The following is a 16,383-nucleotide window of genomic DNA, read 5'->3' on the forward strand; positions in this document are numbered from 1 at the left end:
CTCCCACACAAAATTTTTATTTAAATAAAATTTCCTCAAATTTGAAAAAACCTTTTTTTCCTAAGATAAACTCGGCTGCTTTAATTGCCCCAATTGCAAAACCAGTTCTACCCTTTGAACTATGCCTTATTTCGATGGTGTCGAAGATCGAATCAAAAACAACGCTATGGTTTCCAAAAAAGCTTCCAGAACGAACCGAGACAATTTGAATTACCTCAGGTGAAATTTTGCCATTCGGTTTCCCGATAAGTTTTTCCCTCTTCCGTTCGATTTCGTTAATTAAAATTTCGAAAAGCCTCAAGGCGGTTCCACTTGGAGCGTCGAGCTTTTGGGAGTGATGAATTTCTTCAATAAATACATCATATTCAGAAAATTTATTAACAAATTTTCCTGCAAGTTCAGTCAGTTTAAAAACAATATTCATTCCGATCGAAAAATTTGAGCCATAGATAAAACCGATCCCGCTTCTTTCTACAATTTCTTTAACTTCCGAGAGTTTGTCATACCACCCTGTTGTTCCAACGACAATATTTTTACCTAACTCCGCTACATACTTAATGTTTTTTAAAAACGCAGATGGAGTTGAGAAGTCAATGAACACATCTATGTTATTTACCAGGTTTGGATCATCAACATTTTCAAAGTTAAACTTTGAGTTTAATTTTAATAGCACATTGTGATTATACTCGTTGGCGATTCTCTCAACTTCTTTCCCCATTTTCCCGTATCCTATTAAACCTATGTTCATTGACGAGTTAATTTTTTATTTTGGAGCGTTGAGATCGCTGTTCTGTTTCAGAGAGTTTAAATTCTTCATGTAGAACTTTAACAGCTTTTTCAACATCACTTTCCTTTATGATGCACGATATTTTTATTTCTGATGTTGATATCATTTGAACTTTTATACCTGACCTCGCAAGCGCTGTAAACATCCTTGATGCGATCCCAGCGTGACTTACCATGCCAATTCCAATTACGGAAACTTTCCCTACATTTAAATCTCCCTCAACATTCCTGAGCCCATTCTTTTTAGCGAAGTCTTTCGAAATCTCAAAAGCTTTTTTAAAATCCGGCTTTGAAACTGTAAATCCAATATCTGTTAAACCCTCAACACTTGAAGTTTGAGTTATCATATCAATAACTATATTTGCATCGGCGATCGCTTTAAAAAGCTCAATTATAACCATTGGATCGTCGGGGATTCCAAGTAAAGTTATTTTCGCTTGATTTTTATCGCTCGCAATTCCTCGAACTACAACCTCTTCAATCATTTTTTGAGTTTCTTTTGTTATTAAAGTTCCTTCGCTATCTGTGAAGCTACTTTTAACATAAAGTGGGATATTATACTTCATGGCAAGCCCAACCGAGCGAGCTTGGAGAACCTTTGCTCCACTTACTGCAAGCTCAAGCATTTCTTCATAGCTTATTTCATCAAGCTTTTTGGCATCAGGCACTATATTGGGATCGGCTGTGTAAACCCCGTCCACATCTGTATAAATTTCGCAAATAATATCATTTCTGTAATCCATAAGGGAGGCAGCTATAGCAACTGCAGTTGTGTCACTGCCTCCACGACCAAGCGTTGTTATATTTCCCTCCTCATCTATACCTTGAAAACCAGCTATAACAGGTATAATACCTTGATCTAGTAAAGCGTTTAATTTGTATGCATCTATTTTTCTTATCCGTGCTTTTGTAAACGAACTATCCGTCACTATCTTTATTTGATGGTTTTGAAGGGAAACAGCTTTATAGCCAAGGCTAATGATAGCCATTGCAACGAGAGCAGTTGACACTTGTTCCCCAGTTGAAATAAGCACATCAAGCTCCCTTAAATCAGGATCTGGTGTTAATTTATAAGCAAGGTTAATTAATCGATCAGTCTCTCCTGCCATCGCTGAAACTACAGCTACAACATCATTTCCAGCCCTTTTTGTCTCAACTATTCTCTTCGCAACATTTTTTATTCTTTCTATATCTCCAACGGAAGTTCCACCATATTTTTGAACGATCAACATATAAAGCCAAAGCGAATTTTGTTAAAAAATTTAGTATAAATATATCAAGCCAAATTTGAAAAGTCAAGAGAGCTTGAGAATCTTTGAGATTTTTCTTACTTGAATAAGTTGTCTATTTTGATTAATTTTTTCAAAAACCGCAGACGGAAGTGATAATTCTTGGCATAGAAACATCTTGCGACGAAACATCCGCTGCTGTCCTTAAAGATGGGAAACTGCTTTCAAGCATTGTCTCTTCACAATATTTTCACTCAAAATATGGTGGTGTCGTCCCTGAGCTTGCATCAAGAGCACATCAAAAAGTCATTGTTAGGGTTGTCGACGAAGCGTTAAATTCAGCAGGAGTTAAAAAAGATGAACTTGATGGGATCGCTGTAACCTACGGACCTGGGCTCATCGGTTCTTTGCTTGTCGGCGTCAGCTTTGCAAAGGCGATGGCTTATGGTTTAAAAATTCCGATAGTTGGCGTCAACCACATTGAAGGTCACATATTTTCGACTTTTCTAATGGATGAGCATCCCGATTTCCCTTTTATATCGCTTGTCGTTTCAGGTGGGCATACGATGCTTATACTTGTTGATGATTTTTTAAAGATGAAACTTCTTGGACAAACTCGCGATGATGCAGCTGGTGAAGCCTTTGATAAAGTCGCAAAGCTTTTGGGTTTAGGCTACCCAGGTGGACCGTTTATTGATAAATTAGCTCGTGAAGGAGACCCCAACTTTGTGAAGTTTCCAAAACCAATTCCATCTGCAAAAGGGACGGAAAAAACAGATGAAAGCTACGAATTTAGCTTTAGCGGTTTAAAAACGGCGGTTCTTTATTACTTGAAAAAGATAAACTTTCAAAATCTTGATGAGGAAGAAAAAAATAAGATAGTCAAAAATGTGAGTGCGAGCTTTCAAAGAGCGGTTGTAGATGCGCTTGTTGAGCAAACTATAAAAGCAGCGAAGGATTTCAATGTTAAAAACATAGCCATCGCTGGTGGCGTGGCAGCAAATTCTGAGCTGAGAAAAACCATGAAAGAGAAAGCAGAAAGCGAAGGTTTAAAACTTTTTATCCCCGATCTCGCATATTGCACCGATAACGCAGCTATGATCGCTTTCGTCGGATATATCAAACTTAAAAATGGGATCAAAAGTGATTTTGAGTTAGCCCCAATTCCAAATCTAAAAATTTAAAACTGAGTTGAAATGAACAGAATTGAAAAGGTTTTAAACCAAAAGAAAAAACTATTCATCCCATATATCACGCCTGAATTTCCAGTTAAAGGAGTAACCTTGCCACTTCTTGAGGCATTGGTTGATGCTGGAAGCGATATGATTGAAATGGGGATTCCATTTAGCGACCCAATAGCTGATGGACCAACCATCCAGCATTCTTCTTATGTTGCGCTCAAAAACGGCGTAAATTTGAAGAAAATTTTCAGCCTTGTTGCGGAATTTAGGAAAAATTATTCGACGCCTTTGATCTTAATGGGGTACATTAATTCAATTTTAGCCTGGGGTTTGGAAAAATTTATCTGCGAAGCGGTTTCAAGTGGCGTTGATGGCTTAATAGTTGCAGACTTACCCGTTGAAGAGGCAGATGAGTTAATCAGAGTGTCTCAAGATTTCAAATTTAGCAATATTTTCTTAGTTGCCCCAACTTCAAGCGATGAAAGAATAAAGATGATATCTGAAAAGTCAACTCATTTCGTTTACTGTGTTTCAGTCACGGGCGTGACGGGCGAAAGGGAGGATTTCGGTGGTGAAGAATTTGAAAATTTTATGCGAAGAGTTAAAGCGAATTCAAAGAAACCATATGTAGTTGGGTTCGGAATATCAAAAAGGGAGCATGTGATGAGGGCTTGGCAATGGGCAGATGGAGTAGTTGTTGGCTCAGCGTTGATCAAACAACTTTTTGGCGTTGAAGATATCTCAAAGTGCGTGAAAATAGCTTATGAATTCATAAATGAACTGAAAAATGGGTTGGTTGAAGCGAAAGGATAAAAACGATATCGAAAAATGGAGAAGAAAAATTGATAAAATTGATGTAAAGATAGTTAAACTATTGAACAGAAGGGCAAGGTATGCAAACGAAATTGGAAAAATTAAAGAAGAGTTAAATTTACCTATATACTCCCCTGAAAGGGAGGCTCAAGTGATACAAAATGTTGTAAAACACAATTACGGACCTTTATCCGATATGGCTATCAAAAGATTGTATGAAAGGATAATTGATGAATCAAGACGACTTGAGAGAGAATCAGCTGAGCAAAGGCAAAAATTAAAAGACAAAATCACAACGCATATAAATTCGTCAGCACTATACAACGGAAAAAATCTCATCAAAAAGTTTGTTCTATTATTGTTTCTCTTGCTCATATATTTTTTTAATCGTCAATTCTTTATGCTTGAACTTCCACCCACTAGGTTTGTCCTTGTTGAAATCCCCAAAAATACGCCATTTAAACAGGTTGTCAACATTTTAAGTTCTGAAAATCTTTTGAGAAGCAAAACCCTTTTTTATTATGTTGGGAAAGTATTTGGTTTTGATAAAAAGGTGAAAGCTGGAAAATATATCTTCGTTGATAACTTGCCAATGGCTGTCGTGATTATAGAAATAACAAATCCAAACTATGTTCTATCCGTGAGCGTTACAATTCCAGAGGGAACGATGGCAAAGAAGATAGCAGGGATATTGAAGGCAAAAGTTGGAATTGACTCAACAAAATTCATGAAACTTGTGAACGACCCAGATTTTGCACGCAAGCTCGGAATAGAAGCGAATGGGCTTGAGGGTTATCTAATGCCGGATACATACATTTTCATTTGGGGAGATGACGAGGAAAATATAATAGAGAAAATGGTTTCGGAGTTTAAAGAATTTTACAACGATAGTTTGAAGAAAAGAGAAAAAGTTGTTGGGTTAAACACGCATCAAGTTGTTACGCTTGCTTCAATAGTTGAGGGTGAAGCGAGATTTGACGATGAAAAACCAAGAATTGCTGGAGTATATTTCAATCGCTTAAGACTTAAAATGCCACTTGAAGCTGATCCAACAATTCAATACATAATTCCAGATGGTCCAAGGAGATTGTTTTACAAAGATTTAAAAATTGAATCGCCATATAACACATATTTAAGGCAGGGTTTGCCCCCTGGACCAGTCAATAACCCTGGAAGAAGTTCAATTCTTGCTGTTCTATATCCAGAAAAGAACAAGTTTTTGTATTTTGTTTCCGATGGAAGTGGAAGACATATATTTTCCAGAACCTATGATGAGCACTTGAGAGCGGTGAGAAAGTATCGCAAAATTATCCTTTCACGGAAAGATCGAGAGAAAAATTAACAACTTAAAAATCATCAGTGCAATTAGCTCGAGAAATATTTAAGTTTTTGATTAAGCTTGACCTTCGCACTAAGAAGGAGGGGAAAATATCGTATGGGAGAATTATTCTGATTTTGACGACCAATTTTATCTGGTTTTTGATGTTAAGTTTTTCTATTGCGGTTTTTGAAGCGGGGAAACAAAATTTATTTTCTTTTCTTTTTGGATTTTCTTTTATAATCTTTTCACTTGAGTTACTTTTGATCTTTTTCACAATTCTTGTTGAATTTGATACAATCGTGTTAAATCCGATTGAGGTTGAACTTTTTTCAGCCCTACCTGTTGATTCAATTATGTACAGCCTTGCGAAGTATATGAATTTCCTGTTCTTTGTGTTTTTGTTGAGTTTTTCATTTAACTTTTCGCCAACCATCGTCCTTTTGCTCGCAAAGTTTTTTATACCAGAAGCCTATGGATTTTCGTTCGCAAAAATTTCAATCGCTTATTTCATTACTTCACTTTTATATGTCGTCTCGATTTCAAATCTTGTTCTTCTTGTTATGATTTTCCTTGGGAGAGGATTTAAAATTACCAAGCTTAAAAAATTCATCCTGCCATTCCAAATTTTGTCCGTTTTCGCAATATTTTTCGCATATCAAATAATAAATAGATACTTTACAACAGATGAGGGGAAGGGTGCGTTTAATTTATTTTCCGATAAAACGCCTTACTTCATATCTTTTCTCCCGCAGTATATATTTTCGAAAATTTTCGTTTTTATGTCTGGTGTGGGAAGAAATGTTCTAGGGTTTATTGATTGCATACTGATTGGCGCTATGCTTTTAATTTTTCTGATCAGCCCGATATTTGTGTTGAGGATTGAAAACATCCAGAACATACTTTCTGAGCTCCAGCCCGATAAAAATAAGCTTGAAAAGTACTTGGCACTTACAGTTTTGAAAAGGTTTAGGAATATCTTTTTCAAAAGTGGGTCAGCGCTTGCAGTTTATGAGCTTGTTTACATTCATCTTAGAAGGGATAAATCGATCAAAGTAAAAATTTTATCTGCGTTTGTAATTTCAATCGCCATAGCTGTCTACTTCTTATTTTTTGAAGATATCAAAAATCCAATCCTTGAGCCAATATCAAGGGCGAATGCTATGATGTTAATTTCGCTTTTCTTCAATGTCACAGCCGGGGTTACAACAATTCAAAATCACAGAGATTATGAAGCCAATTGGGTTTTCAATTACATCAACGCAAATGAAATTTACATCTCGGCTCGTTCGGGGTTGATGGTTTTGTGGCATCATATTTTATTTCCCGTCGTTATAATTTTTTTCTTCGTATATTTAATTAAGTTGGGTGAGTTGGTACCAATTCTTCTTCATTTTTTGGTGACTTTGATTTTGTTGAAGATATTTTTCAACTTTATCTTTCTCATTTTCGCAGGTTTGCCGTTAAGTCAGCCAGTTGAAAAGTTAAGTTCATCCGATAAAATTTTAGCTCAGATTTTTACAATTATCGCTGTCATGATAGCCCTTAGCTTTGAAAAGATGATTTATGGATTTCTTTTAAAATTTGAGAATTATGGTTATGTTTTATTCTTCTTGACTTTAACTTTTCTTTTAGTCGCCGAAAGGTACAGTGCTAAGTTACCGAGACAAAAAATGGAGAAAATTTTAAATGTCCAGTAAACGAAGAGTGATAATAGGCGTCACAGGCGCAAGTGGTGGAATTTACGCTGTAAGAACTATAAGAGCATTTTTGATCCACGGTTTTGAAATTCATCTCATCGTTTCCGATTATGGAAATTTCGTTTTGAAGGATGAATGTGGGATCGATTTAAAAAATACAGAGCCAATGGAAGTCTTCAGTGCAATGTTCGGTTCTGATGTTGGGAATGGAACCATTATAAAGTATAACTTCAGGGATTTGACGGCGAGGATATCAAGCGGATCATTTGAGACCGAGGGGATGGTCATAGTTCCGTGTTCAGTCAAGACGCTTTCGGGTGTTGCCAGCGGAATTTCTTCAAACTTGATAGAGCGCTCGGCAGATGTTTGTTTGAAGGAAAATCGCCTGCTTGTCCTTGTCTTCAGGGAGACGCCTTTAAACTTAATTCACATCCAGAATATGCTCACGCTTGCTCAAGCTGGCGCAAAGATCTTGCCAGCTTCTCCCGCTTTTTATCAAAAGCCTAAAACATTTGAAGATCTTGCTGACTTCATCGCCGGTAAAGTTTTGTCCCTATTTAAAGTTGAACATAACCTCTACAAAAAATGGGGTGAGGAAGAATGAGAATTTTATTTTTGTTAATTCTTTTTCAACAAATTTTTACATCAAACATGATCCCACAGGAAACTGAAAAAAGGTTCAGGGCGAGGGAGCTTGGAATTGTAGTTGGGATTTTACCGACCGGAAAATACAATGCCATCACCGATGTAAAGGGAGTTAAAGTTGGGCACAAGACGATAATAATGGGGGACAGCATAAGAACTGGGGTCACGGTTATAATCCCACATGAAGGTGACATCTTCAAAGATAAAGTCCCGTGCGCTTTTTACGCTGGGAATGCCTTTGGGAAATTTGCAGGTTCGACGCAAATCGAAGAGCTTGGGGAGCTTGAGACGCCAATTGCGCTGACAAATACGCTCGCAGTTCCAAAAGTTGCAGATGCTTTGATTCAATATACGCTTGAAAAATCTGGGGGTGAAATTCGCTCGGTTAATCCCGTCGTCGGCGAGACAAACGATGGCCATTTGAACAAAATTCAAGATAGGGTGATAACATATCAAGATGTCCTTGATGCGATTAACTCGGCTAGTTCCGGTGAGGTTGAAGAGGGATCAGTCGGGGCGGGAACTGGGACAATTGCATTTGGTGGGAAGGGCGGGATTGGAACTGCGTCAAGGGTTCTGCCGAAAAACCTTGGTGGATGGACGGTTGGGGTTTTGGTGCAGACAAATTTCGGCGGAATTTTAACTATAAACGGCGCTCCCGTTGGACTTGAGCTTGGAAAATATTATTTGAAAGATGAGCTTGAAAAGGCGGATGGTTCAATAATTATTGTGGTTGCCACCGATGCTCCACTTATGCCACACCAATTGAAACGACTTGCCAAAAGGGCAATGCTTGGGCTCGCACGAACGGGTTCACCTTCAACAAATGGAAGTGGTGACTATGTTATAGCCTTTTCAACAAATCCAAATTGTAGAGTTAAATCAACCGATGATTATCGACCGCAAACGATAGAAGTTTTACCAAATCCCGCCCTTTCCCCGCTATTTCAGGCAGTTGTCGAAGCTACGGAAGAAGCCATTTACAACTCATTGTTAAAAGCCAAAACAATGACAGGATACAAGGGCAGAAAAGTTGAGGCGATACCAATAGACAAAGTTATGGAAATTTTGAAGAAATACAATGTCCTTAATTATGATAAAAAATTTAAGTTAAGGTGAAATATGAACGGAAAAACAATAGCGATAATTGAAGATGATAAAGATATACTTGAACTGATAGCACTTCATGTTCAGAAGGCTGGATTTAAACCAAAAAAATTTACAGATGGCGAATCTTTCTTCAGGTATCTCTCAACCGATATGCCGGATGTTTTAATCCTTGACTTGATGTTGCCTGACATGGATGGCCTTGAAATTTGCAAAGTGTTAAGAAGTAATCCATCAACTGCAAAGCTTCCGATCATAATTTTGACGGCGAAAATTGAAGAAACGGACAAGATCGTTGGACTTGAGCTGGGGGCAGATGATTATATAACGAAGCCATTTTCACCCCGTGAACTGATAGCAAGAGTGAAGGCAGTTTTGAGAAGAACATCTGAGGAAGAAACAACAGAGGAAGAGATACTTAAAGTTGGGGATAAAATAGTGATCGATGTAAACAAAATGGAGGTGTATGTTGAAGGTAAGAAAGTTGATTTAACGCTGACTGAGTTCAAGATACTCAAACATCTTGCAAAAAAGCCGGGTTGGGTTTTCTCCAGGGAGCAACTTTTAGATGCTATATGGGGAGTTAAAAAATCGGTGATCGATCGGACTGTTGATGTGCACATAAAAAAGTTAAGAGATAAACTTGGAAAAGCGGGAAAGTTAATAAAAAGCGTTCGTGGAATGGGATATAAAATTGAAATTGAATAGACCCAAATGAAAAACCTTTTGATAACATTTTTAATATTTGGAACGCTCACGGTAGCTTTGCTAATTCTCAAGCCAACTGTAGGAGTGATACTTACGATTATATTCTTGCTGTGGTGCTTGAAGAATTTTGTTAAACCAATATATGAACTTGATAAAAAAATCAGAAAGTTTTTCACTCAAAAAAAATTATCAATCGATGAAATTGCTTTATACGAGCCAACCAAAGGTCTTGAAAAGTTGCTCGCTGAATATGAAAAACTTCAAAAGATGTTTGAAGAAAGTGAGAAAAAATTCAGGGATATCATCGAATTTTTACCAAATGCTATTTTAATCCTTGATGATAAAGGGAAAGTAAAATTTTACAACGATAGATTTGTTGAAACTTTTTCAAAAGTTGGGGTTTTAATTCAAACGGATGAATTTAAAGAAAGTGAAAAGTTTTATTGGGAAATCCTTCGGGATTTTGAGTTGATTGATTTTATAAAAAATGCCCTTGAGGTTGGTAAATCAAGGGAGCATGAAATATTTTCTCGGGAGATCAAGTTTGATGGGAAAGTTTTTCAGGCAAGTGCTTTCAAAAATAAAGAGGATGAAATTTTTGTCATCTTCAACGATATGAGCTCTGTTAAGGAGCTTGCGGAGATAAAAAAAGAGTTGGTTGAAAATATCTCACATGAGTTGAAAACTCCGCTTTCAAACATAAAGGGATACATTGAAACGATTGAAGAGGAACTTGAAAAATTTGGACGAAGGTCGAAACAGGCACGAGAGATTTTGATCTTTCTTGAGCCAGTGAAAAGAAATGTCGATAGATTAATCAGAATTATAAACGACCTTTTAATCCTTTCCGAAGTTGAATACGGAATCAAACTTGAGGAGGAAAGAATTGACTTTAAAAAGATGGTAAATGAAATTTTAAAAATGTACGAGAAAAATCTGAAAGACAAAAAATTATATTGTCAAGTTGATATATCAGATGAGATTCCAACATTCTGGGCTGACCCTTACAGAATTGAGCAGATGCTTTCAAATCTTATCGATAATGCGATAAAATATACTGAAAAAGGGGGCATAAAAATTAAAGTTGAACCATACAGCGAATTCTCTAAAAAAGAACCCGACGCAATAAAAATAACAATTGAGGACACAGGTATAGGCATTCCGAGAGAGCATCTGCCGAGGATATTTGAAAGATTCTATGTCGTGGATAAATCAAGGTCAAGGCAAAGTGGTGGCACGGGGCTTGGATTATCAATTGTGAAGCATATAGTTTTGATGTATAACGGGAAAATAAATGTTGAAAGCAAAGTGGGGGTTGGAACGAAGTTTGAAATTTTACTCCCTGTAAAGAAAGATAAAAATTTTAAACCTTTGCCTTAACAATTTTTTAACATTTCTTTAACCAAGTTTTAACTTTTGTTTGCTAATTTTGAATGAGACAATTAAAAACAAACGAATTCACTCAATGAAAACCCTAAAATCAATTCTTTTTATCCTCATCTTTTCCCTCCTTTTAACCCCATCACTTTTAATATCCCAGGATAAAGAATTACTTGGTGCTGGAGCAACTTTCCCATATGTTCTGTATTCGAAGATGTTTGACGCTTACTATAAAGAAACAGGTATCAAGGTAAACTATCAGTCAATTGGTTCAGGTGGCGGGATAAGGCAATTGAAGGAAAAGACGGTTGATTTCGGCGCATCTGATGCTTTTCTTTCTGACGAACAACTTAAGGAATATGATTCTCCAGTTCTTCACATACCGATTTGTCTTGGTGCTGTTGTTATAACATATAATTTGCCCGGAAATCCCGAGTTAAAGCTTACACCCGATGTTATAGCTGATATTTTTCTTGGAAAGATAAAGAAATGGAATGATCCAAAGATTGTAAGCTTAAACCCTGGGGTGAAGTTACCGGATAAAAATATAACTGTCGTTCACAGGTCAGATGGCAGTGGGACTACTTTTGTTTTCGTCGATTACTTGTCAAAGGTAAGCCAAGAGTGGGCGACGAAAGTGGGGCGTGGCACATCTGTAGCATGGCCTGTCGGACTTGGTGGAAAGGGAAATGAAGGTGTGACGGGATTAGTTAAACAGATACCTGGAAGCATAGGTTATGTCGAGTTAATTTACGCAAAACAGAATAAACTTCCAGTGGCTTTAGTAAAGAATAAGAGTGGTAAGTTTATAAAGCCTGATTTATCCAGTATTACACTCGCTGGCGCAGCAAATATTCCAGAAGACACGAGGGTTTCAATCACTGATACAGATGCTCCAGATGGATATCCGATAAGCAGTTATACTTGGATACTCGTCTATAAAGAGCAAAACTACAAAAACAGAAGTCTTGAAAGAGCAAAGCAACTTGTTAAACTACTTTGGTGGATGATACACGATGGACAAAAATATACTGAACCGCTAGATTACGCGAAACTACCCAATAATGCGGTGAAATTGGCTGAAAAGATAATTAAATCAATCACATACAATGGCAAACCAGTTTATAAAGAAGTTGGGATTAAGTAAAGATACTTTATTTAATCTGATCCTTACTATTTCCGCTGTTTTATTGATAATTCTTGGGGTTGGTTTCTTTTTAAGTTTGTTTAATGCGTCATTAGTGTCTTTAAAAAAATTTGGTTTATCTTTTTTCGCAAAAGCTGAGTGGGATCCCGTTCAAGAGGAATTTGGAGCATTGCCATTTATTTATGGGACACTTTTAACATCATTTATAGCGCTTGCCATTTCTCTTCCATTTTCAATAGCGATAAGCATTGTTCTTGGTGAATACTTTCAAAAGGGATTTTTCGCTGAAGTTTTAAGATATTTGACGGAGTTGATCGCTGGCGTTCCATCGGTTGTGCTTGGCTTTTGGGGTTTATTTTTTCTTGTTCCAATTGTTCGCGAGGTGGAGATGAAATTTGAAATCCCACCTTATGGAGTTGGCATCTTAACTGCATCGTTAATTCTTGCATTTATGATATTGCCTTATTCTGGTTCAATTGGTAAAGATGCGATGAGGCTTGTCCCAAATGAACTTAAAGAAGCTGCTTATGCCCTCGGGGCAACACGATGGGAGATGATAAAAAAGGTTATGCTTCCTTACGCAAGGTCTGGGATCACAGCTGGGATAATTTTATCGTTGGGTCGTGCGCTCGGTGAGACAATGGCAGTTACAATGGTCATAGGGAATTATCATGGCATCCCCGAAAACATATTTAGCCCCGGAAACACGATAGCAAGCGTGATAGCGAATGAGTTCACAGAAGCCACAGGTGAGGTTTATCTCTCAAGCCTTATGTATCTTGGATTGACTCTGTTTATAATCACAACAGTTGTAAACTTGATCGGGAGATTTATTCTAAAGAAATTGCAACATTAAAAATGAAAAGGTATTTGTTCAGGATAATCAAAAGCAAGATCATTTCAGTCATTTTGACATTGATAGTTATACTTTCAACCATACCATTTTTGCTTGTTCTTTACTTTATCATAAAAAACGGCATTTCGGTCATCAATTGGGAATTTTTGACTTCGCTTCCAAAACCAGTTGGTGAGCCCGGCGGTGGAATTTTAAATGCCATCGTTGGGACAGCGATGCTGGTTATTATGGCTTTAATTTTATCTGTTCCATTCGGCATTTTAGTTGGTGTGTATCTTGCCGAGCGTTCGGAGGGTAGGATTGCTTTCTTCTCACGGCTTGTATCTGAAATTTTGCAGGGTGTTCCATCAATTGTAATTGGAATAATTGCATATTTATGGGTTGTTAAACCGATGGGACATTTTTCAGCTCTTTCAGGTGGTGTAGCACTTGGAATAATGATGTTGCCTTTGGTCATAAAATCAACCGAGGAAATTTTAAAATTAATCCCACGTGAGATAAAAGAAGCGTCGCTTGCACTTGGTGTCCCTTATTACAGGACAATTTTGAAAGTGATAATTCCAGCTGGATTAAGCGGTATACTGACTGGAATACTTACAGGGGTTGCGAGGATAGCCGGTGAAACAGCGCCATTACTTTTCACTGCTTTTGGAAATCCATTTTTAAACTTTGACATCCTAAAGCCAATCAGTGCGATGCCCCTTTTGATTTTCACTTATGCTGTGAGCCCTTACGAGGAATGGTGGGCAAAAGCATGGGGTGCATCTTGCATATTGGTTCTTTTTGTTTTATCTTTAAATATAATCACAAGATTGCTGAGCCGAAGGTGAAGCACTTACCCAAAATAATTTAAAATTAAAAAATGAGCGATATAGTTTTAAAAACTGAAAATTTAACCGCTTCTTATGATGAGCACATCGTTGTGAAAAATGTAAACCTTTCAATTATCAGGAATAAGATAACAGCAATTATGGGTCCGTCCGGTTGCGGTAAAACTACGCTCATACGCTGTTTCAATAGAATGCATGAATTATCCCCGAAGGCAAAAGTCGAAGGTAAAGTTTTATTGATTGAGAACTCGAACGAGATAATCGATGTTTATTCAGTTGATCCGATGTTGGTGAGAAGGAAAATCGGAATGGTTTTTCAGAAGCCAAATCCCTTTCCAACTATGAGCATATATGAAAATGTTATAGCTGGATACATATTAAATGGGATAAAGCTTAAAAAAAGCGAGGCGGATGAAATAGTTGAAGAAAGTTTGAAAAAAGTTTCGCTTTGGGATGAGGTGAAAGATCGTCTCCGCAAAAAAGGAACATTTTTATCGGGTGGACAGCAGCAGAGATTGTGCATTGCAAGAGCTTTGGCGATGAAGCCGGATATCATACTTTTAGATGAGCCAACATCGGCGCTTGATCCTGTTGCAACTGCAAAAATTGAAGAGTTAATTGAACAATTAAAAGATACAGTGACGATAGTAATCGTAACCCATAATGTCGGTCAAGCTGGACGAATTTCTGATTATGTCGCTTTTATGTATCTTGGTGAATTAGTTGAATATGGCCCAACCGATGTCATCTTTACAAGGCCCTCCCATGAAAAGACGGAGGAGTTTCTAACCGGTAAAATTGGATAAAATAACGTGGGGTGAAAATTTATGTTTTATGAAAAGTTAAATAAACTCAAAGAAAAAATCATTGAGCAAGGGAATCTCGTCGAAAGCATGATTGAGAAAAGCATCCGTGGGCTTATAAACAAAGATAAAGCACTTCTCCTTGAAGTGATACAAATTGATGAGCCGAGAACAAATGAAGCTGAAATTGAGATAGATGAAATGTGTATCAATTTAATTGCAAGATTTCAGCCTACGGCGCAGGATTTGAGAACGATAATAATGATTTTAAAGATGAACAATGACCTTGAAAGAATTGCGGACATGGCTGAGAATATATCCGAAAGCGCTTTGTTTTTGATCGAAAGGCCTATGGTGAAACCATTGATCGATTTACCTAAGATGGCAGAGGAAACAATGCGAATGCTAAAGGACAGCATTGATTCCTTTATTAAAAATGATCCAAAGCTTGCCAAAAGCGTATGTGAAAGGGATGATGTAGTTGATGCCTATCGTGATCAGATTTTGCGTGAACTTGTAACTTATATGATTTCAGACCCCACGACAATTGAAAGAGCACTCCACTTGGAAAGGATATCAAGAAATCTTGAGAGAATCGCAGATCTTGCCACAAACATTGGAGAGGATGTCATCTATATCGTTGAGGGCAAGGTGATAAAGCATGGAAGATATAAAGAAGGGGAGGGGGCATAAACCCCCTCGCTTTTCTTTACCTCGTTTCCTTTAACTGTTCAATTGTCGTCCCATCATAAAGCGCAATCCCATGAATCAAAGCGTAAATATAGTTTGCCAGATGCCATCTCTCTTCGTCAGTTAAAACATCTTTAAACGAAGGCATCGGTGAACCATTTAGTCCAGTTGTAAACACAAGGTAAATTTCCTCAACTGTTTGAGCTCTTTTAACCTCGTTTGGATTTGTTAAGTCCGGTATCAATATTTTATTTCCCCAATCATCTTGGAATCCTCGCTTCGCAGCGGGACCATCTCCTTTTCCACTTACACCATGACATTCCCAACATTTCGTCCTGAGATAAATTTCTCTCCCTTTAGCTATACTCTCTGGCGAAAGAGGTATTTGATTTGCTGGCTCAATTACCTTCAAGGGATATTCATTTGGGTTTGAGAATCTTTCTGAGAATGTTTTGATGTATTCCATCACTGCATATCTATCTTCGGGGGAAAGCGCAGTAAATGAAGGCATTGCTGTATTATGGAAACCAAGCGAAATCGATTCATACAAATCTGCATCGGTTGGCAAGTTCCCACTTTCAGTGGATCTGAACTTAAACACACCAGTTGTAAAGTTTCTCGGTTTGACAAAAATAGTTGAACTAACAACGCCATCTCCCTTTCCATCTTTCCCATGGCAAGGAGCACAGACATGGTTAAAAACCTTTTTACCTCGCTCTATAACTTCTTTCGAGGGTTTGCTTGGTTGGTCATTTCCTGTAAAACCGTAAATGAAAAGCCCAAGCGAAAGCAAAGTTAAAATTGCTTTTGACTTCATTTTTAGCCTCCTAAATTTTTTATTTAGAATTTTTGTTACTTTTATCACGCTAAATTTTTAAAACAAGAAATGCGTCATAAACATAAACATGTTCATCATCATATCACCAGTTTTTGAATTCGTAAATTCACCTGTAACAAACACATTCGGCGCCAAGTGATACCTTAATCCGATCGTGAATTGATTTGTTTTTTCTTGGTCAACCTTTATAAAATCATATCTCGTAAACCCGACGAGTTTTTCGGGCAAGATAAAAACATTTGCCCCGATAAATCCACCGCTCATTTTCTTCTCTTCATTAGCAATTTTATCAGTTGCTGTTAAATATTGGAAATTAATATTTACTTTCTTCGTCCACGGGTCGTAAAGTTCA

Annotated in this window: 17 protein-coding genes; 13 read left to right on the forward strand and 4 right to left on the reverse strand. The window is 37.4% G+C overall.

Annotation, left to right across the window (positions count from 1 at the left end; all coding sequences use genetic code 11):
* Positions 1–16: 16 nt before the first annotated feature.
* Positions 17–748: a 4-hydroxy-tetrahydrodipicolinate reductase gene (gene dapB / locus AWW78_RS00575; RefSeq protein ID WP_047133756.1), complete on the reverse strand. Its 732-nt coding sequence runs from the start codon at positions 746–748 to the stop codon at positions 17–19.
* A 7-nt stretch (positions 749–755) separates the two neighbouring features.
* Positions 756–2,018: an aspartate kinase gene (locus AWW78_RS00580; protein WP_047133757.1), complete on the reverse strand. Its 1,263-nt coding sequence runs from the start codon at positions 2,016–2,018 to the stop codon at positions 756–758.
* A 149-nt stretch (positions 2,019–2,167) separates the two neighbouring features.
* Here AWW78_RS00580 and tsaD point away from each other — a divergent pair, with 149 nt between their 5' ends.
* The 13 genes from tsaD (at position 2,168) to phoU (ending at position 15,196) form a co-directional block, all read left to right on the forward strand.
* On the forward strand, positions 2,168–3,199 hold the full coding sequence (gene tsaD, locus AWW78_RS00585) for a tRNA (adenosine(37)-N6)-threonylcarbamoyltransferase complex transferase subunit TsaD (protein WP_047133758.1): 1,032 nt from the start codon (positions 2,168–2,170) through the stop codon (positions 3,197–3,199).
* A gap of 12 nt (positions 3,200–3,211) precedes the next feature.
* Positions 3,212–4,009, forward strand: coding sequence for a tryptophan synthase subunit alpha (trpA, locus tag AWW78_RS00590; protein WP_047133759.1), 798 nt, complete (start codon positions 3,212–3,214; stop codon positions 4,007–4,009).
* On the forward strand, positions 3,984–5,351 hold the full coding sequence (gene mltG, locus AWW78_RS00595; RefSeq protein ID WP_075425993.1) for an endolytic transglycosylase MltG: 1,368 nt from the start codon (positions 3,984–3,986) through the stop codon (positions 5,349–5,351). The genes trpA and mltG overlap by 26 nt, the downstream gene beginning before the upstream one ends.
* Before the next feature lie 17 nt (positions 5,352–5,368).
* The gene (locus tag AWW78_RS00600; RefSeq protein WP_047133760.1) at positions 5,369–7,027 is read left to right on the forward strand and encodes a hypothetical protein; all 1,659 of its coding nucleotides are present in this window, start codon (positions 5,369–5,371) and stop codon (positions 7,025–7,027) included.
* Entirely contained in the window at positions 7,017–7,631 is a 615-nt protein-coding gene (locus AWW78_RS00605) for a UbiX family flavin prenyltransferase (protein WP_047133761.1), read from the forward strand. Before AWW78_RS00600 ends, AWW78_RS00605 begins: the two co-directional genes overlap by 11 nt.
* Positions 7,628–8,791, forward strand: coding sequence for a DmpA family aminopeptidase (locus AWW78_RS00610; protein WP_047133762.1), 1,164 nt, complete (start codon positions 7,628–7,630; stop codon positions 8,789–8,791). Before AWW78_RS00605 ends, AWW78_RS00610 begins: the two co-directional genes overlap by 4 nt.
* Positions 8,792–8,794: 3 nt before the next feature.
* Complete coding sequence (locus AWW78_RS00615) at positions 8,795–9,487, forward strand: response regulator (protein ID WP_047133763.1); 693 nt, start codon at positions 8,795–8,797, stop codon at positions 9,485–9,487.
* A 6-nt stretch (positions 9,488–9,493) separates the two neighbouring features.
* Complete coding sequence (locus tag AWW78_RS00620; protein ID WP_075425994.1) at positions 9,494–10,867, forward strand: ATP-binding protein; 1,374 nt, start codon at positions 9,494–9,496, stop codon at positions 10,865–10,867.
* A gap of 85 nt (positions 10,868–10,952) precedes the next feature.
* Entirely contained in the window at positions 10,953–12,014 is a 1,062-nt protein-coding gene (pstS, locus tag AWW78_RS00625) for a phosphate ABC transporter substrate-binding protein PstS (protein ID WP_075425995.1), read from the forward strand.
* Complete coding sequence (pstC, locus tag AWW78_RS00630) at positions 11,977–12,870, forward strand: phosphate ABC transporter permease subunit PstC (RefSeq protein WP_047133764.1); 894 nt, start codon at positions 11,977–11,979, stop codon at positions 12,868–12,870. Before pstS ends, pstC begins: the two co-directional genes overlap by 38 nt.
* 2 nt (positions 12,871–12,872) lie before the next feature.
* A complete protein-coding gene (gene pstA, locus AWW78_RS00635; RefSeq protein ID WP_047133765.1) occupies positions 12,873–13,700 on the forward strand; it encodes a phosphate ABC transporter permease PstA in 828 nt (275 codons plus the stop codon).
* A 32-nt stretch (positions 13,701–13,732) separates the two neighbouring features.
* A complete protein-coding gene (gene pstB, locus AWW78_RS00640) occupies positions 13,733–14,506 on the forward strand; it encodes a phosphate ABC transporter ATP-binding protein PstB (RefSeq protein WP_047133766.1) in 774 nt (257 codons plus the stop codon).
* A 21-nt stretch (positions 14,507–14,527) separates the two neighbouring features.
* Entirely contained in the window at positions 14,528–15,196 is a 669-nt protein-coding gene (phoU, locus tag AWW78_RS00645; protein WP_047133767.1) for a phosphate signaling complex protein PhoU, read from the forward strand.
* Between the two features lie 16 nt (positions 15,197–15,212).
* Here the strand turns inward: phoU and AWW78_RS00650 are convergent, their stop codons facing one another.
* Both AWW78_RS00650 and AWW78_RS10455 read right to left on the reverse strand, forming a co-directional pair.
* A complete protein-coding gene (locus AWW78_RS00650) occupies positions 15,213–16,010 on the reverse strand; it encodes a c-type cytochrome (protein WP_047133768.1) in 798 nt (265 codons plus the stop codon).
* A 57-nt stretch (positions 16,011–16,067) separates the two neighbouring features.
* Positions 16,068–16,383: hypothetical protein (locus AWW78_RS10455; RefSeq protein WP_047133769.1), on the reverse strand; the 316-nt coding region annotated here is incomplete at its 5' end.

Origin of the sequence: Candidatus Kryptonium thompsonii (assembly GCF_001535985.1) — a bacterium.
GTDB lineage: Bacteria > Bacteroidota > Ignavibacteria > Kryptoniales > Kryptoniaceae > Kryptonium > Kryptonium thompsonii.